The sequence below is a fragment of the Streptomyces colwelliae genome (assembly GCF_048158785.1).
In the GTDB taxonomy this organism is placed as follows: Bacteria; Actinomycetota; Actinomycetes; order Streptomycetales; family Streptomycetaceae; genus Streptomyces.
This window is the reverse complement of the sequence record NZ_JBLTJC010000223.1, coordinates 1-17,283: the sequence shown is the minus strand read 5'-3', so window position 1 is coordinate 17,283 and position 17,283 is coordinate 1. Positions and strand designations below refer to the sequence as shown.

Below are 17,283 nucleotides of genomic sequence, written 5' to 3'. Positions count from 1 at the left end.
CGGACTCCGGGGGCGGTCGATTTCCGAGAGCCCGACGCCCTCCTGCCCCGCGAAGGCATCGTGCAGGTCGCAGTCGCCCTCACCGCTCTCCACGAATATCTGGCCGTAGTCGACAAGCACTTCGTCGCTGACAAGCACCTTCATCGGTCCCGCCTCACCCTCGGTCAACTTGATCTCCGATCCTGCCAGGCGGCACTGACAACGGGCACGGACATCGGGAAGGCCGGAGACCCGGAGCCGATGCCGGCCGATGCCCGTGCGGCGCCCCTCGTCCCGCGCCGCCTACCCTCGTACGTATGACAGCCCGCGCGACGACCCCCCGCCCCGTGGGAACGGTGACGCGCGGCACGACCAACCCCAACCGGCTGCGCCGCATGGACCGCTGGATCGCGGCGACGCACGGCGCCGAGCTGCGGCGGGCCGGCGATCCCGTCGCCGTGGACCTCGGCTACGGCGCTGCGCCCTGGACCGCCGTAGAACTGCTGGCGCGCCTGCGTACCGTCGCCCCGCACGCGCGCGTGGTCGGTGTCGAGATCGAACCGGCGCGGGTCGCGGCGGCGAAACCGTACGAGCGGGAGGGGCTCGCCTTCCGGCACGGGGGGTTCGAGATCCCGGTTCCGCAGCGGCCGTTGCTCATCCGCGCGGCGAACGTGCTGCGGCAGTACGACGAGGCGCGGGTCGCCGAGGTCTGGGCACGGCTGTGCGGACGGCTCGCGCCTGCGGGCGGGGGCTCCCGGGGCGGGCTGCTGGTCGAGGGGACCTGTGACGAGATCGGGCGGCGGCACGTGTGGGTCGCGCTCGGGCCCGAGGGGCCGCGCACGGTCACCTTCGCGACGCGGCTCGGTTCCCTGGAGCGGCCGTCCGACCTCGCCGAGCGCCTCCCGAAGGCCCTCATCCACCGCAACGTTCCCGACGAACCGGTGCACGCCTTCCTCCGCGACTTCGACCGCGCGTGGGCCGCCGCCGCGCCCTACGCCTCCTACGGCGCCCGCCAGCGCTGGATGCGCGCGGTGCGGAACCTCACCGCCGACTGGCCGGTGACGGACGGGCCGGTGCGCTGGCGGCAGGGCGAAGTGACCGTGGCCTGGGGGGCGTTGGCTCCGCGCGGGTGAATCCGGTTGCGGGTGCGGCACGTGGGGAACGATCTCCGGCGGCCGTTCGTCACATCCCATGACCTGGAAGGAAAGGGAAGAAGTACGGGAAGTACTGCCTCTGTCGTTTTCTGCGGGGACATGGCACGATCCCCCAGGCGTCCGTAAGTTACTGACGGGCAATCAGATACCGGTACGGCAGATGTGGATGTGGGGGCAGGGGTATGGGAACGGGCAGGCGGGCCCTGATCACGACGGCCATCACGGTCGTCTGCGCGGTCACCGTACTCGCGGCACCCGGCACCGCCTTCGCGAGCCCGACGCCGACCCCTTCGTCGACCCCGTCCGCGACCGCGTCCCCAACCCCCGTGACCAACAAGGACCTTGAGGCCGTACGCGCGAAGCTCGACGCGCTCTACCACGACGCCGCCGTCGCCACGGACGCCTACAACGCGGCCGAGGAGCAGGCCCAGAAGCAGTCCGCGGAGATCGTCGAACTGGCCAAGAAGATCGTCAAGGGCCAGGAGAAACTGGACGAGTTGAAGGACCGCGCAGGTGCCGCGGCCCGCTCCCAGTACCGCACGGGCGGGATCCCGGACGAGGCGCAGTTGCTGCTGAGCGACAACCCGCAGGCGTTCCTGGACGGTACCGGCCGGGTGCTCCAGGGCCAGCGCGCCACCAAGGGCCTGATCGCGGAACTGACGCGCACCCAGCAGGACTTGAAGCAGTACACCGCCGACGCCTCCGCCCAGTGGCAGAAGCTGGAGAAGAACCGCCAGGCCAAGGCCACCGCCAAGAAGAAGGTCACCACCCAGATCGCGGCGGCCGAGAAGCTCGAGTCCCAGCTGGAGAAGCAGGAGAAGGAGCGGCTGGCCGAGCTGGAGCGGCAGGCCGCGCTGAAGGCGCAGACCGAGTGGCTCGACTCCGGCGCCCTCAAGGACGTCAGCGGCAAGGCGTCCGCGGAGGGCAAGGCGGCGGTGGCCTACGCGACGGCCCAGCTCGGCAAGCCGTACGAGTGGGGCGCCGAGGGCCCGTCGTCGTACGACTGCTCGGGGCTGACCTCACAGGCCTGGGCGAGCGCCGGCGACGCGATCCCGCGCACCTCGCAGGAGCAGTGGAAGCAGCTCCCGCACGTCGCCGTGAAGGACATGCGCCCCGGCGACCTCATCATCTACTTCGACGACGCCAGCCATGTCGCCATGTACATCGGCGACGGCGCGATCATCCACGCCCCGCGGCCGGGGCGGACGGTGACGGTCGCGGGGGCGGGTTCGATGCCGATATTGGGTGTTGTGCGGCCGGATGCGTGACTTGTCCGCAGCTTGTCCATGGCCATGGTGATGCGTGAGGCGTCCGTACGGCACCGGTGACCCGGACCACATGACCTGGCCCACGCACCCTGCGCACCAAACGCCCTCCCGGCGTGACCTTCGTCATCCCCGGGTGAGGGCCACCCTGCCCAACTGCGGTACAGAACACGGCATATGACAGTGGCCGCCTGCCAGGCGACGTGTCTCACACCATTCCTTTACGGCGCCCACTACCGCTATGGTCCCCGTCGGTGGGTCGAGGTCCCTCGCCCCACCGTGCCCTCGGGGGGAGGGAAGGAACCAGGACGATGCCCGCACCCATACCGCGGCAGAGAGCGATCCCGGCCGCGGAAAGCGGTCAGGCGCAGACGCCGGCGCAGTCCGCACCACCCACTGCACCTGCGGCACCCGCAGTCGGCAGCCCCTCCACAGACGTGCCCGCAGACGTGCCCGCGAACAGCTCGGAAGCCGCCTCCGGAGCCACCGAGGCCCCGCGCACGCAGGGCACGGCCGGCGACGAGGCCGAGGCCACTCGCGGCACCCAGACGGCCGGTCCCGGCCACAGTCACGCTCCCGGTCACCTCACCCTGCTGATGATCGAGGACGACCCCGGCGGTTCGCCGGTCGTGCCCGAGCTGCTCGACCCCACCGGCAAGCCGATCCGGGTCCGTACCGCCCGCAACCTCACCGAGGCCGAGCGGCTGCTCACCGACGACGTCCACTGCATCCTGCTCGACCTCGCGCTGCCCGCCCCCGCCCGGGCCGACGGCACCGACGACGAGCTCGCCGTACTCAAGCACGTACTGCGGCTCGCGCCGCACCACGCCGTGCTCGCCCTCACCGCGTCCGGCGACACCGAGCGCGGCGCCGAGGCGGTCCGGGTGGGCGCCCAGGACTATCTCTTCCGCGACGAGCTGGACGGCCGGCTGCTGAGCCGCGCGATCCGCTACGCGGTGGAGCGGAAACGTTCCGACCGCGCGGAGCGCAAGCTCACCGAGTCCAAGCTGCGCGCCCAGGAGAACGCCCGCCTCGAACGCGGCCTCCTGCCCACGCCCCTCCTGGACGGCTCCCCGCTGCGCTTCGCCGCCCGCTACCGCCCCGGCCGCTCCCGCGCGCTGCTCGGCGGCGACTTCTACGACACCGTGCGCACCCCCGACGGCACCGTGCACGCGATGATCGGCGACGTCTGCGGCCACGGCCCCGACGAGGCCGCGCTCGGCGTGGAACTGCGCATCGCCTGGCGCGCGCTCACCCTGGCGGGCCTCTGCGGCGACCAGCTGCTCGGCACGCTGCAACAGGTCCTGGAGCACGAGCGCTCCGACGACGAGATCTTCGCGACGCTCTGCACGGTCGACATCGCCCCCGACGGCCGCCGCGCGGGCCTCTGCCTGGCCGGCCACCCGTCCCCGCTGCTCGCCCGCCCCGGCCGCCCGGCCGAACTTCTCCCCTACGACAACAACGGCCCCGCCCTCGGCCTGCTCCCCGGCGCCCGCTGGCCGCGGATGCAGGTGGAACTGGGCGCGGAGTGGAGCCTGATGCTCTACACCGACGGCCTGATCGAGGGCCGCGTCGGTGAGGGCCGGCGCGAACGGCTCGGCCAGGACGGCATGGTGGCCATGGTCCGCCGCCAACTCGCCGAGGGCCTGCGGGGCGAGGAACTGCTCCGCGCGGCGGTCAACGAGGTCCGCGACCTCAACGGCGGCGAGCTGACGGACGACGTGGCGGTACTGATGCTGGACCGGACGCCGTAACAGCCCTGGTCCGTGCGTTGGTTACGGCGACGGTGTCAACGTCCGCCGTTGTACGGGCCGTAGGGGCCGTCGCTGCTGGAGCCGCCGCTCCGGCGGCCCCCGCCGCCCGAGATCTGCTTCACCGCGGGCCGGACGTCCACGATGTAGACGATGCTCGCGACCGCGCCCGCGATGGGCAGCATCGCCAGCACCGAGAACAGGTAGCTCACCACGAGGGTGATGCCCAGGATGATCAGCCAGAAGACCTTGTTCTGCTTGCCCGCGGCGCGGAAGGCGTCCTCACGCCGGAACGCGGCGTCGGCCAGCCCGAAGGCGGCCAGGCCCATGAGGAGGATCTTCAAGAGACCCAGGAACCCCGCGAAGCCCAACATCAGCATGCTTGCCCACCGCCCGCTCTCTCCCGACACCTACGCGGCCACCGTACCCGTAGAACGGGCCGGGCATCCCGAAGGTGCCCGGCCCGTTCTGTATCCGTATCCGCGTCCTGCCTGATCCGTACCCGCGTGCTACTTGGCGGGCGGAGTCGTCTTCTTGGCGGTGGTCTTGCGGGCCGCCGGGGCCTTCTTCGCAGCGGGCTTCGGGGCAGGCTTCGGGGCGGGCTTCTTCGCCGGCGCGGCCGGGGCCGGGGTCTCGGCCTTCACCACGACGGGCTCGGACACGGGCGCGGCGGGCGCGGGGTCGGGCTCGACGGCGACGGCGAGCTCCTCGATCTCGTCGGCGGCCTCGCCGCGCCAGGTCTTCACGGCCTGCTCGCCGTGCTCGGCGACCTTCTCGTACGTCTCACGGGCCTTGACGGCGTACTCGGCGGCGACACCGACACCGCGCAGCGCGAAGTCCTGGGCGGACTCGCCGAACTTCTTCAGGTCGGCGTCGAGCGTGCTGCCGAGCTTCTTGAGGTCGCCGTCGAGGCTGGTGATGAAGTCGTTGACCTTGGTCTGGAAGGTCTCCTGCGCCTCCTTGGCCTTGGCGCCGGCTTCCTTGGCCTTGGCACCGGCCTCCTTGGCACGGGCGGCGGCCTTCTCCTGCACGGCCTTCGGGTCGGTGCCGCGCACGGCGTCGATCCGGGCCGGCGCCTCGGCACGCAGCTGCTCGACCAGGCCGGGCACCTTCTTGGCCTGCTGGAGCGCGAGGTCGGCGGTGCCGGCGGCGAAGTAGAGGGGGGTGGGGTCGCTCAGGGTCTTGCGCAGGTCATCGGTGATGGCCATGGTGATGGTCCTCCCGGTTGCTATCAGCTGAGGGTTTTGTGTTGTGTACGTCCGCGGGTCAGCCGGCGGTCTTGTGCGGCGCGGTGTGGTCACCACCGTCGCCGCCGTCGCCCTGACTCTCCGTCCGCTCCGGCGGTTCGGCACCGCTGCCGTCGGCCATACCGGTCCCGGTACCGGGACCCATGCCCTCGCCCCCGTCGGCGATCTCGAACCCGTTCTCCTTGCGGAAGGACTCGTAGATCTGAAGCAGCACCTGCTTCTGCCGTTCGGTGAGCGTGGGATCGGCGAGGATGACGGCACGCGTCTCGACCTCGTCCCGGTCCCGCTCGGCGTCGAGGATGCCGGCTCGCACATACAGCGTCTCGGCGGAGATCCGCAGCGCCTTGGCGACCTGCTGCAACACCTCCGCGCTCGGCTTGCGCAGCCCGCGCTCGATCTGGCTCAGATACGGATTCGACACCCCGGCGGCATCGGCGAGCTGCCGCAGAGACAGCTGCGCGTTGCGCCGCTGCTCACGCAGATACTCCCCGAGATTGCCGACGTTGAGCGTTGCCATGCCTCCACCTTGCACCACCCCCGCTAACTATTGCAAGCACCTGCTTGCAAAAGTGCGCCATGCCACTTGTTGGGGGCGTGTGCCTGAGCATGACTCTGGAGGAGGAGGCTGAGACGCCTACGGCCGGCGGTCCGACACAGCGATGGCGTCGGCGAACGCCTGCAACACGCGCGGGTCCGTCTGCGCGCACAGCGAACCCCGATCCGAACGGATATCTGTTGCCGGGTGAGCTTCGGCGACCGGGTGTGTAATGGGAGCTGAAGGGTGGTCCAGGCGAAGAGCAGAGCCATGAGCGACCGCGCGCAAAATCCTCGACTGCCGGAGGCCGACACCACGGCGGTATGGAAGGCGCCCCAGTGGGGCGTTCAGGCTCCAGCCCGGGTGGTGTTCCCCGGCTATGGCAGGCCGATTGGTCCCGAGCAGCGGGAAGCGGAGCTGACGCGGTTCGTCGGCTTTATGACGGCGAGAGGATGGGCCGAGGTTCACCGCATGCCCGGCGCCGTGCTCCTGGCCCAGGTTCAATACGCCGACGGTTCCACAGCTGTCGGTGTGGGTGCGACCGGTGTCGCGGCCGGTACGGCGGTGGCTGGGGTCGGTCTCCTGGGCGTGCTGGGTGGTATAGGCATGATCGTCTTCGGGGCGCTTCTGACGCTCACGATCATCGGCGCCATCATCGGCATCCCCATGGTCGTGGCAGGAGTGGCTGTCTTCACCGGGGGCACCGCGGCGGCCACCGCCGGCGGCGCGGTCGGCGCGGCCGGTATGGCGGTGGGGATCAGCGGCACCACTTCCCACGACCAGACGCTGCGCGTCCAGGCCTGGACCGATCAGACAGGACGCATCTTCGTCAAAGGAGCTTGAAGTCCCGCCGACGGATCAAGCGGCCTGTGCCAGGTAGTACGGGCTGACATGCCGCCGTTCGGCAGGCCGGGCCGTGCATCGGGTCAGGCGCCTCGTCAGCAAGGTGACGGCCGCCCACGTGATCAACGATTCCGGCCCCGGGACTGGTAAGCGCGCATGTTGAGGAGTCGCGTATTCCTCGGGGTGGCGGAAGTCTTGTCACCGTGTGTGGCTCCAGGTGCCGCCGACTTCGGTGACGAGCCGGGGGCGGTCTTGTCGTAGGAGCCGAGGGCCTTGGCGATGACGGTGCGGTTGCCGGGGGCAGTTCATGCCGGAACAGCGGCAGGTGCGGACGGAGGTGGCGGACTACCTGGCCGAGCAGCTGGGGACCGCGGACACCGGGGTGCTGGCGGAGTACGGCGAGCGGGACGGCACGGCCCGCTCGCACGCCGGGGAAATCCGGCAGGACGGTACTGGCGGGACCTCGCCGAGGTCCGGGACGACCGGGGAGGGGCCGAAGACACGGTTGCCGCGTAAGGCCCGCGCCACGTGGTCCAAAAGCCCTGCGAACGGAGACGCCGGTAAGCGCCGACGAGGTAACTGTCGGCGGTCCGGTTCAGGAGGCGAGGTGGCAGGATGACGCGGTGTCCGATTCTCTGCGCGAACCGTGGCTGCGCGGCATCGCCTTCAATCCGGCGGCGCCCTCCGACGTACTGATACGCCTGGTGGATCCAGCGGCCGGTGAGGCCGGCCTGCTGATGTGCGCAGGTCGTGACCTGCCCGACGCCGTCGTCGACGCGGCCCTGAACCACCCGGACAGAGTGATCCGCCGCGCGCTCGCGCGGAACCGGCACATCGACCCCGCACGACTGGCCCCCCTGGCGACGGACCCGTCGGGGATTGTCCGCGGGTGGCTCGCCGGCGGCGCCCCTCCCCATCTCCGCCCGCGATGGGTCCGACCATTGCCGGACGACATCCTCGTCACCCTCCTGACCGCCCGGGACGGAGGCGAAGACGGCACGCTCACCGCGAACGAGATCGCCGGGGAGCTCATTTCCTCCCAGCAGATCCCTCTGTCTTTCCACCGCTCCATGGCCGGGCACGAGCACCCAGGGCTCCGTGAACGCGCCACCTGGGAGTGGTCGTCGCTCACCGCCGCGCAGCGGGAGGCTCTGCTCGACGACCCCGACCCCGCGGTACGGAAGGCGGCGCAGGAGCACAGTTGGGTGCTGGATCCGGAACGGGTGGAGGCCAGGCTGCCGTCCTACGGCTCCCGCGGTAAGCCGTTCGTGTTCGGCAGGTGTGCCCTGTCCCCCGTGCTCGTCGAGCAGTGCTTCGCGGACGGCACGGTGCACCCTCTGACCTGGAATCCCCACACCCCGGCCGACGCCGTCGCCCGGCTCGCCCGCCACCCCGATGCGGAGATCCGCAGACTGGTCGCCACCCGGCCCGACCTGGGACCGGACCTGGTGGCGGAGCTGAGGGAGGACCCGGACGACGACGTGCGGATGCGCGCGAGCCTCCACCCCTTCCCCCGTACCTGGGCCGAATACTGGGCGATCGACAGGGTCATCGGGCACGGCCCGGACTGCACCTGCCCGATCACCGAGCCGGCCGGCGAGCCGTCGCCCGACTGGTTCGCCGCCTGCGCGGTGTCCGAGGAACCAATGCTCCGTCGGGTCGCGGCGCGCTTCCCCGGCCTGGCTGCGGAACTCGCCGCGACACTCGCACAGGACGACGACGAGGAGGTACGGATCCTGCTGGCCTGCCACCACCCGCTGGCTCCGCCACACCTCCTGCTGGATGTCTTCGTCACTCGCCCGGCCCACCGACCGCACCTGCTGACCCTGCCCGCGTTCCCCCGCACCGGCTGGGCCCACCTCATCGGCCACCCGGATCCCGACGTACGGGCCCTGGCCGCAGCCGATCCCACCCTGGCCGAGACCTCAGTGGAAGACCCCGACGAGGCGGTGTGCCGAGCAGCCGCTGCCAACCCAAGCCTGACGCCGGAAGCCCTGGATGCTCTCCTCGCCAACTCGCGCACTGCAGAGGGCGCCTCCGCCAACCCGTCTCTCCCCGTGCCCCGCATGCACGCACTGCTCGACCGCTGCCTGGACGACACCGCCACCTCGCCGTCGGGCGGACACTGAGAGACTCGGAACTCTCCCGCGCCCTCCTCGAAAAGCGGTTCGTCGCCAGCGTCGCGAAGGTCCCCGAACACCACATCCGCAGCACCGTGCAGCGACTCGTACAGATCCTCAAGTGGCACTGCATGCTCTTCTTCGCCGAGGACACCGACCACCGACCGCCGTCCATCCTCCTGACCACACTCGCCGGCCGCGCCTACCGCGGAGATGTTGACCGGCCGCCCGCTGGACGATCCGCACGGGCCGGTGCGCGCTGAGTACGACCCGGCCATTTGTTCCTTGCGGCAGCGGGAAGCGGGAGCCGGCCAAGGTTGGACGCTGGTAGACGGCGACTGGGACCTGGTGACGGACAAGAGCGGGGCGACCCGGCACTGCTGAACACGCGCTGGGCTTCAAGTGCGACAACACCGCCTGCCGGCCGGTGATGGACGCGCTGGAGTGGTACGCCGGCGTCGATGGCAGGACCCGCTTCCACGACACCGTCGACGCGGCGCCGATGGACGGCGAGGTGCGCGAGGACCAGCGCGAGACGGTCGTAGACGACAAGGACAAGGTCGGGCGCATCCCCTACGAGTTGTGCGTCCTGGTGGCACTGCGGGACGCGGCCCGGCCCGCCGCCATGAGATCTGCCGTCGAGGCCCAAGTCGGCCTGTAGTGCGTAGGCACCAGGACATGTGAGCGGCTGGTCCGGCTGCACCAGGGGAAGACGGCGACGGGGAACGATGCCCGGCCGGGGCGCCGGAGGGGAGCGTGGGAGGCGCGTGGATCTCGCGCATTCCCCTTGCCCAACAGCCTCTGGAGTGATCAACAAGTGGCGACCATTCTTTACCGGATCGGGCGGTGGGCCTTCCGGCGGCGCCGGCGCGTGCTTCGTCTGTGGCTGGGTGTTCTGGTGGTGGCCGTGGCGGCCGCCGCCATGGCGCCGGCCGCGGAGGAAGAGGACCTCTCCATGCCCGGCACCGAGTCGCAGAAGGCGTTCGACCTGCTGGACGAGCGCTTCCCGCAGAGCAACTCCCAGGGTGCCGAGGCCCGTTTGGTGTTCCAGGCCCCGGGCGGGCAGCGGGTGACGGCCGGGGAGAACAGGGCGGCCGTCGAGGACACGCTCGGCTCGCTGGACCGGGGCGATCAGGTGGCGTCGACCACCGACCCCTATGAGACCGGCGCTGTCAGCGAGGACGGCACCATCGCCTACTCCACGATCACCTACACCGCGGACGCCGTCGACCTGACCGGGCCGACGAAGAGCGCCCTCCAGGACGCCGCGAACCAGGCCCGGGACGCGGGGCTGACCGTGGAGATCGGCGGCTCGGCCCTGGAATCGGAAGAGGAACCGGGCGGTACGACGGAGATCATCGGCGTGGCGGTGGCGGCGCTGGTGCTGGTCCTCGCCCTCGGGTCGCTGGTCGCGGCCGGACTGTCACTGCTGACCGCCTTCGTGGGCGTGGCCATCGCCTTCGGCCTGGTCTCCGCACTGGCCGTTCCGCTGGGCCTGACGTCCACCGTCGCCATCCTGGCGCTGATGCTGGGGCTGGCGGTCGGCATCGACTACGCACTCTTCATCACCTCCCGCTTCCGCGACGAACTCGCCCGGGGCAGCGAGCCGGAGGAGGCGGCCGGCCGGGCGGTGGGCACCGCCGGATCGGCCGTCGTCTTCGCCGGCGCGACCGTCATCATCGCCCTGGTCGGACTGGGGGTCGTCGGAATCCCCGAACTCACCAAGATGGGCATGGGCGGCGCCGGCGCCGTGGCCCTGGCCGTACTCGTCGCGCTGACCCTGGTCCCCGCGCTGTTCGGCTACTTCGGCCGGCGGATACCGTCCCGCGCCGCCCGCAAAGCCACCCGGCGGGGAATCGGACGCCCGGTGCCCACCGCGGCCGGCCGGCCCGGGCTCGGCACCCGCTGGGCACGGTTCGTGCTGCGCCGGCCGGTACCCGTGCTGATGATCGCCGGACTCGGTCTCGGCGCCGTAGCCCTACCGGCGCTGAGCCTCGAACTCGGGCTGCCCGGCGACGAGTCCAAGTCTGTGGAGACCACCGAGCGACGTGCTTACGACCTGCTGTCGGAAGGCTTCGGCCCCGGCTTCAACGGACCGTTGACCGTGGTCGTGGACACGTCGGCGTCCTCGGGGGTCGCGGAGGGGTCCGCGGACCCCCGGGCCACCACGGACCTGGTCGTCAAGACCGTACGGGGAGTGGCCGGGGTCGCGTCGGTCGGTGATCCGGTGTTCAGCCGGGCCAAGGACACGGCCGTCCTCACCGCCGTACCGCGGACCGCGCCGAACAGCGGCGAGACCAAGGACCTGGTGCACGCGATCCGGGGCGCGGTCTCCGGAGTCGAGGCCGACACGGGCGCCACCGTGCTGGTGACCGGCACCACCGCGCTGAACATCGACATCTCCGAAGCCATGTCCGACGCCCTCATCCCCTATCTGACCGTGGTCATCGGCCTGGCGGTGCTCCTGCTGACGGTCGTCTTCCGCTCGGTCCTGGTCCCGGTCAAGGCCGCGCTCGGTTTCCTGCTGTCGGTGGGTGCCGCCTTCGGCGTCCTGGTCGCCGTCTTCCAGTGGGGCTGGGCGGCAGACCTGATCGGCATCGAGCAGACCGGACCGGTCATGTCGCTGATGCCGATTCTCATCATCGGCATAGTGTTCGGCCTCGCCATGGACTACGAGGTCTTCCTCCTCACCCGGATGCGGGAGGCCTACGTCCATGGCGCGTCCCCCGGCGAGGCGATCGTCAACGGCTTCCGGCACAGCGGACGGGTGGTGGCCGCGGCGGCGATCATCATGACCAGCGTGTTCGCCGGATTCATCGGGATGAACAGCCCGACCATCCAGACGATGGGCGTCGGCCTGGCCTCCGCCGTCGCCTTCGACGCCTTCGTGGTCCGGATGGCGATCGCACCCGCGGTCCTGGCACTGCTCGGCCACCGGGCCTGGTGGCTGCCTCGTATCCTGAACCGTGTGCTGCCGAACGTGGATATCGAGGGTGAGGCACTGAACCGGCAAGTCCCGCCCTCCGAGACCGAGTTGGACACAGGCGTGCCGCGGCTCCCGGTCGGCCGGCACAGCCGGCCATGACGACCATGGGTGGCGGTGGCCCGCGACCACGCGGCGCGTGGTGGCGGGAGGGAGCGATCACCGCTACGGCGTTCGCGCTCTGTCTGCTCGGCGGCGTGGTGCAGGACGACGGCAGCACGCTGTCACCGCCGTCCGCCGTCGCCTACTTCATCGCGGTGGTGTCCTGTGCCGTGCTGCCGGTGCGGCACCGGGCGCCCCTGGCCGCCATGGCGGTCACCACCGTGAGTGGCGTGCTGGCGCCCTTCCTGGGCCTCCTGCTGAGCCCGCTCATCGTGGCTCCCGCCGTGATCACCGCCTACTCCTACTCGCTCGCCGCGCGCACCGAACGGCACGCGGTGAGCGCGGTGGCGCTCATCTCCGTGGCGCTGCTGGTCGCCTCGGCCCCCTTGTTGGGGGCCCTCTCCTGGAAGGACGCGAGCAGGGTGGGGGCGGTGGCGGCGTTCCCGCTGATGGCCGGCGTACTCGGTCACTCGGTGCGGAACCGGCGGGCCTACCTGGCGGCCGTGGAGGAGCGGGCACGGCGGGCCGAGGAGAGCCGGGACAGGGAGGCGCGCCGTCGAGTGGCCGAGGAACGGGTGCGTATCGCCCGGGAGTTGCACGACCTGGTGGCCCATCAGATCACCCTGGCCAACGCGCAGGCCACGGTCGCCGCCCACCTCTTCGACACCCGCCCGGAGCAGACTCGTAAGAGCCTGAAGGAACTTGTCGAGACCACCGGCCACGCACTCGACGAACTGCGGGCCACGGTCGGTCTGTTGCGGCAGTCCGGGGACGCGCCCGCGCCCGCCGAACCGGCGCCCGGGCTGTCCCGGCTGCCCACGCTCGTCGAGTCCTTCCACCGCGCGGGTCTGGAGGTGTCGGTGCACCAGGAGGGCACGGCCAGGCCGCTGCCGCCGGGTGTCGACCTCACCGCCTACCGCATCGTCCAGGAGGCCCTGACCAACGTGACCAAGCACGCCGGTACCGGTAGCGCCCGGGTGCGCCTCGCCTGGAACCGCGATCGCGTGACCATCACCGTCGCCGACGACGGAGGGGGCGGAGAGGGCGGAGGGGGCGCCCGTACGGCGCCGAACGCGTCCCCGGGACCGAGTGCGTCGACGGGACCGAGTGCGTCCAACGTGCCGGACCGTTCGCCCGGTTACGGTCTGATCGGGATGCGTGAACGTGCCACCGCGGTCGGGGGACAACTCTGGGCGGGCAGGCGCCCGGAGGGCGGCTTCCTCGTCTCCGCCCAGTTGCCCGTCCCGCCCGTCCCGCCCGTCAAGGACACGACGCGTAGGACTGCCGAAGCAGCAACCAGCGAGGGGCGAATGGCCGAAGGAGCGACAGACGACGGACGAACAGGCGGCGGAGAGGCCGGGGATGCGCCGTGACGCTCCGGGTGCTGCTCGCCGACGATCAGGCCCTGCTGCGCGGTGCCTTCCGACTGCTTCTCGACAGTGCCGACGACATCACCGTGGTCGGCGAGGCCGCCGACGGCAGGGAGGCGGTGAGACTCACCCGGGAACTGCGCCCGGACGTGGTGATCATGGATATCCGTATGCCCGAGGTGGACGGTCTCACCGCCACGTCGGAGATCTGCGCGGACCCGGAACTGCGTGCCAGCCGCATCCTGATCCTCACCACGTACGAGACCGACGAATACGTCGCTCAGGCACTGCGCGCGGGGGCCGGCGGCTTCATCGGCAAGGGCATCGGGGCCGAGGACCTGCTGGACGCCGTACGAACGATCGCCGACGGCGACACTCTTCTGTCCCCCGCCGCGACCCGCTCCCTGGTCGCCCGTTTCCTGGCCACACCGGAAGACGCCCCGCCGCACCACCCCGAACAGCTCGCCGTACTCACCCCGCGCGAACGCGAGATGGTGGCCCTGGTCGCGACCGGCCTGTCCAACCAGGAGATCGCCGAGCGGATGTTCCTCAGCCCCTTCACCGTCCGCGCCCACGTGCAGCGCTCCATGACGAAGCTGGATGCCCGCGACCGGGCCCAACTCGTCGTCATCGCCTACCGGACGGGCCTGGCCCACGCCGCCCCCGACGGCGGCACCGACCAGCGCAAGGCTTGAGCCCTGTCCGGTAAGGAACGAGGGTGCGTACGCGGCGTCGCCGACGAGGACGACGCGGCCGCTGGACCAGTGCGGCATGCGGATCCGACCGGCCGCGCCCGAGTGGCGCTGGATGGGCCTCAATCACGGCAACGCGGCTCTGACGGTCATCCGCTACGCACCCGGCAGGCCGTCCTCCGTGCTGTTCCACAACGACATGCGGCACCTGCCCGCAGAACTGCGCTGGACCGGCTTCCCGCCCGAAGTCTCCTTGACCTGAAGCGTGATTGAGCTTCTAGCGTGCCGTCAACGACGAGCTGCCGGCGGTGCGCGACACGGTCGCGCAGGTCACCGGAGCACCGGAGCTCCGGCCCGGTCGTTCCAGCCGTGGGCTACGGAGAACTCCGCCGCCTTCCGCTGAATCAGGTTCCGCGGGAGACATCGGACGCCAGAGCCCGCGCGATGTCGGCGAAGTACTGCTCGTCCGCGTCGGGGGCGAGGCCGAGGGTGACGCCCTGGGTGAGGCCGACGAAGAGTGCCCGGAGCGCGGTGGCCAGGCGCTGGGCCTGATGTGCCGTCACGGCGCCCCCGTCGTACGACCTGCCGGTGAACAGCGCGATCAGGTGGTCCTCCTGCGACCGCACGGACGTGGCGAGTCGGGCCCCCAGATCCGGGTCGTGCAGAGCCATGTCCAGCAAGGTGATCTGGAGCGACAGGCGCGGCAGCGCGTCGGGACCGTCACAGCTGCGGCGGTAGTGCCGGGCAAAGGCGTCGACCGCGTCGAGCAGATCCAGCCCGGCCGGAACCTGCTGCTCCAACTCCTCGTAGTACGGCCGCAGATAGTCGGCGACCAGGGCGACCACCAGGCCGTTCTTGCTGCCGAACAGCGAGTAGATGGCGCCGGTGGTCACGTCGGCCCGCTCGGCGATCTCCTCGAGCCTGGCCCGGTACCCGTCCCGGGAGACGACCTGGAACGCGGCATCCAGCAAGGCGCGGCGGTTGCGTTCCCTGGCCTCCGCTCTCGTCATTCTCATAGTTCGATTATTACCGTAATCTGATTACGGAACCAGCCGAACGAGCAATGAGCAATGAGCAATGAGCAATGGACAAAGGGCAAAGGGCAAAGGGCAATTGGAACAATCGACGCACCGTCGGACGAGCCTCAGGGAGGAACACTCATGACCCAGATCGCGACACCGCCGATGACCCGTCTGACGGCGGGGATCATCGCCGACGGCGTGTTCAAGGTGTTGCTCGCCGCCGTCTACATCGTCGGCGCCGCCCCACTCAGCCGTCTGCTCGGTGTGCCCGGCTGGCTGATGGTCGTCTCCGGCGTGGCCCTGCTGGTCGGCGGCGGCATCGAGATCGGCCATGTGCGCAGCCGACCGGTGCGCACCTACATACGGCTCATGGTCGCCTACGACAGCGGCTGGGTACTGGCGACTCTCGCCGCCCTGCTGATCGCGTGGCGGGGCGGCGACGCCGGAGGTGCGGTGTGGACCGGGTACCAGACGGCCGCCCCGGCCGTGTTCGCCGTACTGCTGGCCACCGCCACCCCCAAGTCGACCTCGACCGGCACCAATTAGCGTGGTCCTGCGAAAGTGACCACGCCCGCCCCCCTCTAGGCCCTACGCCCTATGCCTCGCCTCAACCAGCTCAGTCCGAGCCCGGGGCCGGCTCCCGCTCGCCCCGCACCATGAACACATCCACCGGATCCTCCGCCTCGACGACGAACCCGTACCGCTCGTACAACCGCCGGGCCGGACTCCCCCGCAGCACATTCAGCCGTACGACGCGGACACCGTCACGGTCACACCGCTCCAGCAGCTCCCCCAGCACCCCGGAGCCGATCCCGCGCCCCTGGTGTTGCGCGCCCACATAGAAATGCTCCAGCCAGTGGCAACGGGCGCCCGCGTCCGGCCGTAGCGCCACGCACCCGGCGAACGCCCCGCCCACCTCGATCACCCAGGTGCGGCCCGGCTCGAACCCGTCCCGCAACCGCTGCCGCACGCGCCGCGCGTCGTACCGTCCGAGCCGTTCCAGATCGCCGCGCAGCACGTCGGCGCGCAGCTCGGCGATCGGCTCGACGTCGGCCGCCGACGCGGGCCGTAGCTCCCAGTCCGCCATGATCGGCACGCTACCGCGCGGAATTCGATGGAACCCGGGCGGCCCCGCTGCTGGAATGACGCGATGCACGACGAGACAACGGTGATCACGGACCGGGGCCAGCACGAGAACGCCAAGACGCCCTGGGACCAGGCGACTTGGCGGGAGGAGGCCCTCGACTGGGCCGCCCGCGAGCTGGCGGCGCGGGGCCTGCGAGCGAGCGGGACAGCCCGGCGGAGCGTACGCCTCCGCCCCTGGTCCGTCCTGGTCCGCATCCCCGTCGAAGGCGCCACCGCCACCGCGCCCGATTACGCCGCGGCCGCCGTATGGCTGAAGGCCAATCCCCCCGCCAGCGCCTTCGAGGCACCGCTCACCGCGGCACTCGCCCGCTGGGTCCCGGAGTACGTCCTGAACCCCCTCGCCGTCGACGCCGACCGCGGCTGGTCCCTGCTCCCCGACGGCGGCGACCTCTTCCGCCAGGTCCTCGACCGCACCCCCGCCGACCCCCGGGCCTGGGAAGAACCGCTGCGCCAGTACGCCACGATGCAGCGCGCCCTCATCCCGTACACCAAGGACCTCGAACAACTCGGCGTCCCTAGCGCCCGGACGACGGCACTCCCCCAAGTCTTCGACGAGACAGTGGAGTTCATCAGCTCCGTCACAGCTCTCGATCCCGCACGCCTGCATGCCCTACGGCCGCGCCTGCTCAACTGGTGCGCGGAACTGGCCGACTTGGGCATCCCCGACTCGCTCGACCACTCCGACCTGCACGACGGCCAGCTGTTCAACCCGGAGCCCGGCCGCTTCACCTTCTTCGACTGGGGCGACGCGGCCGTCTCGCACCCGTTCTGCAGTTTCCTGGTCCCCGCCGGACGCGTCACCGAACGCTACGGCCCCGAGTCGCTGCCCCGCCTACGGGACGCCTACCTGGAACCCTGGACGGGAAACGGCCGTACCAGCAAGGAACTTCACCACGCACTCACCCTGGCGGGACGGCTGGGCGCCATCGGCCGCGCGGTCTCCTGGGGCCGGCACTTCCCCGGCGCGTCCGAGGAGACACGTACGGCGGGCGCGACGGAGAGCGCGAAGTGGCTGCTCCAACTGGCAACAGAAGAGCCCCCGTTCTGAAGAACGCGGACGAGCCCCTCCAAGCC

General features: G+C 70.9%; 18 protein-coding genes and 2 pseudogenes. 14 read left to right on the top strand and 6 right to left on the bottom strand.

The features are described 5' to 3' along the window. Positions 1–296 precede the first annotated feature (296 nt). From ACNFOC_RS34835 to ACNFOC_RS34825, 3 genes are all read left to right on the top strand, one after another. The gene (locus ACNFOC_RS34835; RefSeq protein ID WP_416963040.1) at positions 297–1,112 is read left to right on the top strand and encodes a class I SAM-dependent methyltransferase; all 816 of its coding nucleotides are present in this window, start codon (positions 297–299) and stop codon (positions 1,110–1,112) included. A gap of 203 nt (positions 1,113–1,315) precedes the next feature. After that, on the top strand, positions 1,316–2,401 hold the full coding sequence (locus tag ACNFOC_RS34830) for a C40 family peptidase (protein ID WP_416963039.1): 1,086 nt from the start codon (positions 1,316–1,318) through the stop codon (positions 2,399–2,401). Between the two features lie 308 nt (positions 2,402–2,709). Continuing rightward, positions 2,710–4,152, top strand: coding sequence for a PP2C family protein-serine/threonine phosphatase (locus ACNFOC_RS34825; protein WP_416963038.1), 1,443 nt, complete (start codon positions 2,710–2,712; stop codon positions 4,150–4,152). 35 nt (positions 4,153–4,187) lie between these two features. Here the strand turns inward: ACNFOC_RS34825 and ACNFOC_RS34820 are convergent, their stop codons facing one another. The 3 genes from ACNFOC_RS34820 to ACNFOC_RS34810 all read right to left on the bottom strand — a co-directional run bounded on the left by ACNFOC_RS34820 (position 4,188) and on the right by ACNFOC_RS34810 (position 5,913). Further along, positions 4,188–4,529: a DUF2516 family protein gene (locus ACNFOC_RS34820; RefSeq protein WP_416963037.1), complete on the bottom strand. Its 342-nt coding sequence runs from the start codon at positions 4,527–4,529 to the stop codon at positions 4,188–4,190. 129 nt (positions 4,530–4,658) lie between these two features. Beyond that, positions 4,659–5,357 carry a hypothetical protein gene (locus ACNFOC_RS34815; RefSeq protein ID WP_416963036.1) on the bottom strand — a complete coding sequence of 233 codons (699 nt, stop codon included), beginning with the start codon at positions 5,355–5,357 and terminating at the stop codon, positions 4,659–4,661. Positions 5,358–5,415: 58 nt separating this feature from the next. Next, positions 5,416–5,913, bottom strand: a complete 498-nt coding sequence (locus ACNFOC_RS34810; protein ID WP_416963035.1) for a helix-turn-helix domain-containing protein — start codon at positions 5,911–5,913, stop codon at positions 5,416–5,418. Between the two features lie 288 nt (positions 5,914–6,201). Here ACNFOC_RS34810 and ACNFOC_RS34805 point away from each other — a divergent pair, with 288 nt between their 5' ends. The 8 genes from ACNFOC_RS34805 (at position 6,202) to ACNFOC_RS34775 (ending at position 14,044) form a co-directional block, all read left to right on the top strand. Then, complete coding sequence (locus tag ACNFOC_RS34805) at positions 6,202–6,774, top strand: hypothetical protein (RefSeq protein WP_416963034.1); 573 nt, start codon at positions 6,202–6,204, stop codon at positions 6,772–6,774. 307 nt (positions 6,775–7,081) lie between these two features. Beyond that, entirely contained in the window at positions 7,082–7,393 is a 312-nt protein-coding gene (locus ACNFOC_RS56095; RefSeq protein ID WP_521985885.1) for a hypothetical protein, read from the top strand. A gap of 4 nt (positions 7,394–7,397) precedes the next feature. Beyond that, positions 7,398–8,903 (top strand): hypothetical protein, encoded by a 1,506-nt coding sequence (locus ACNFOC_RS34800; RefSeq protein WP_416963033.1) that lies wholly within the window; start codon positions 7,398–7,400, stop codon positions 8,901–8,903. Between the two features lie 86 nt (positions 8,904–8,989). Further along, positions 8,990–9,157, top strand: coding sequence for a hypothetical protein (locus ACNFOC_RS34795; RefSeq protein WP_416963032.1), 168 nt, complete (start codon positions 8,990–8,992; stop codon positions 9,155–9,157). Between the two features lie 167 nt (positions 9,158–9,324). Next, positions 9,325–9,555, top strand: coding sequence for a hypothetical protein (locus tag ACNFOC_RS34790; RefSeq protein WP_416963031.1), 231 nt, complete (start codon positions 9,325–9,327; stop codon positions 9,553–9,555). Between the two features lie 156 nt (positions 9,556–9,711). Next, positions 9,712–11,979, top strand: a complete 2,268-nt coding sequence (locus ACNFOC_RS34785; RefSeq protein WP_416963030.1) for an MMPL family transporter — start codon at positions 9,712–9,714, stop codon at positions 11,977–11,979. Beyond that, positions 11,976–13,352, top strand: coding sequence for a sensor histidine kinase (locus ACNFOC_RS34780; protein ID WP_416963029.1), 1,377 nt, complete (start codon positions 11,976–11,978; stop codon positions 13,350–13,352). Before ACNFOC_RS34785 ends, ACNFOC_RS34780 begins: the two co-directional genes overlap by 4 nt. Then, complete coding sequence (locus tag ACNFOC_RS34775; protein ID WP_416963028.1) at positions 13,349–14,044, top strand: response regulator transcription factor; 696 nt, start codon at positions 13,349–13,351, stop codon at positions 14,042–14,044. Before ACNFOC_RS34780 ends, ACNFOC_RS34775 begins: the two co-directional genes overlap by 4 nt. On the opposite strand, the pseudogene ACNFOC_RS34770 reads toward ACNFOC_RS34775, so the two are convergent. Further along, positions 14,017–14,140: pseudogene (locus tag ACNFOC_RS34770) on the bottom strand (FAD-dependent oxidoreductase); the annotation flags it as partial. The gene ACNFOC_RS34775 and the pseudogene ACNFOC_RS34770 overlap by 28 nt on opposite strands. Between ACNFOC_RS34770 and ACNFOC_RS34765 the strand changes: the two are divergent. Beyond that, positions 14,139–14,303, top strand: a pseudogene (locus ACNFOC_RS34765) (histidine phosphatase family protein); the annotation flags it as partial. The pseudogenes ACNFOC_RS34770 and ACNFOC_RS34765 overlap by 2 nt on opposite strands. Before the next feature lie 142 nt (positions 14,304–14,445). Here ACNFOC_RS34765 and ACNFOC_RS34760 read toward each other — a convergent pair. Beyond that, positions 14,446–15,051 carry a TetR/AcrR family transcriptional regulator gene (locus ACNFOC_RS34760; protein ID WP_416963041.1) on the bottom strand — a complete coding sequence of 202 codons (606 nt, stop codon included), beginning with the start codon at positions 15,049–15,051 and terminating at the stop codon, positions 14,446–14,448. Positions 15,052–15,201: 150 nt separating this feature from the next. Here ACNFOC_RS34760 and ACNFOC_RS34755 point away from each other — a divergent pair, with 150 nt between their 5' ends. Continuing rightward, on the top strand, positions 15,202–15,609 hold the full coding sequence (locus tag ACNFOC_RS34755) for a hypothetical protein (protein ID WP_416963027.1): 408 nt from the start codon (positions 15,202–15,204) through the stop codon (positions 15,607–15,609). A 70-nt stretch (positions 15,610–15,679) separates the two neighbouring features. Here ACNFOC_RS34755 and ACNFOC_RS34750 read toward each other — a convergent pair whose 3' ends face one another. After that, positions 15,680–16,150 (bottom strand): GNAT family N-acetyltransferase, encoded by a 471-nt coding sequence (locus ACNFOC_RS34750; protein ID WP_416963026.1) that lies wholly within the window; start codon positions 16,148–16,150, stop codon positions 15,680–15,682. A 63-nt stretch (positions 16,151–16,213) separates the two neighbouring features. Here ACNFOC_RS34750 and ACNFOC_RS34745 point away from each other — a divergent pair, with 63 nt between their 5' ends. Beyond that, positions 16,214–17,257: an aminoglycoside phosphotransferase family protein gene (locus tag ACNFOC_RS34745; protein ID WP_416963025.1), complete on the top strand. Its 1,044-nt coding sequence runs from the start codon at positions 16,214–16,216 to the stop codon at positions 17,255–17,257. Positions 17,258–17,283 lie beyond the last annotated feature (26 nt).

What these genes read in the sequence shown, in the direction of transcription:
- ACNFOC_RS34835 (WP_416963040.1), top strand. Translation starts at nt 297, where the DNA reads ATGACAGCCCGCGCGACGACCCCCCGCCCCGTGGGAACGGTGACGCGC.
- ACNFOC_RS34830 (WP_416963039.1), top strand. Translation starts at nt 1,316, where the DNA reads ATGGGAACGGGCAGGCGGGCCCTGATCACGACGGCCATCACGGTCGTC.
- ACNFOC_RS34825 (WP_416963038.1), top strand. Translation starts at nt 2,710, where the DNA reads ATGCCCGCACCCATACCGCGGCAGAGAGCGATCCCGGCCGCGGAAAGC.
- ACNFOC_RS34820 (WP_416963037.1), bottom strand. Translation starts at nt 4,529, where the DNA reads ATGCTGATGTTGGGCTTCGCGGGGTTCCTGGGTCTCTTGAAGATCCTC.
- ACNFOC_RS34815 (WP_416963036.1), bottom strand. Translation starts at nt 5,357, where the DNA reads ATGGCCATCACCGATGACCTGCGCAAGACCCTGAGCGACCCCACCCCC.
- ACNFOC_RS34810 (WP_416963035.1), bottom strand. Translation starts at nt 5,913, where the DNA reads ATGGCAACGCTCAACGTCGGCAATCTCGGGGAGTATCTGCGTGAGCAG.
- ACNFOC_RS34805 (WP_416963034.1), top strand. Translation starts at nt 6,202, where the DNA reads ATGAGCGACCGCGCGCAAAATCCTCGACTGCCGGAGGCCGACACCACG.
- ACNFOC_RS56095 (WP_521985885.1), top strand. Translation starts at nt 7,082, where the DNA reads ATGCCGGAACAGCGGCAGGTGCGGACGGAGGTGGCGGACTACCTGGCC.
- ACNFOC_RS34790 (WP_416963031.1), top strand. Translation starts at nt 9,325, where the DNA reads ATGGACGCGCTGGAGTGGTACGCCGGCGTCGATGGCAGGACCCGCTTC.
- ACNFOC_RS34780 (WP_416963029.1), top strand. Translation starts at nt 11,976, where the DNA reads ATGACGACCATGGGTGGCGGTGGCCCGCGACCACGCGGCGCGTGGTGG.
- ACNFOC_RS34760 (WP_416963041.1), bottom strand. Translation starts at nt 15,051, where the DNA reads ATGACGAGAGCGGAGGCCAGGGAACGCAACCGCCGCGCCTTGCTGGAT.
- ACNFOC_RS34755 (WP_416963027.1), top strand. Translation starts at nt 15,202, where the DNA reads ATGACCCAGATCGCGACACCGCCGATGACCCGTCTGACGGCGGGGATC.
- ACNFOC_RS34750 (WP_416963026.1), bottom strand. Translation starts at nt 16,150, where the DNA reads ATGGCGGACTGGGAGCTACGGCCCGCGTCGGCGGCCGACGTCGAGCCG.
- ACNFOC_RS34745 (WP_416963025.1), top strand. Translation starts at nt 16,214, where the DNA reads ATGCACGACGAGACAACGGTGATCACGGACCGGGGCCAGCACGAGAAC.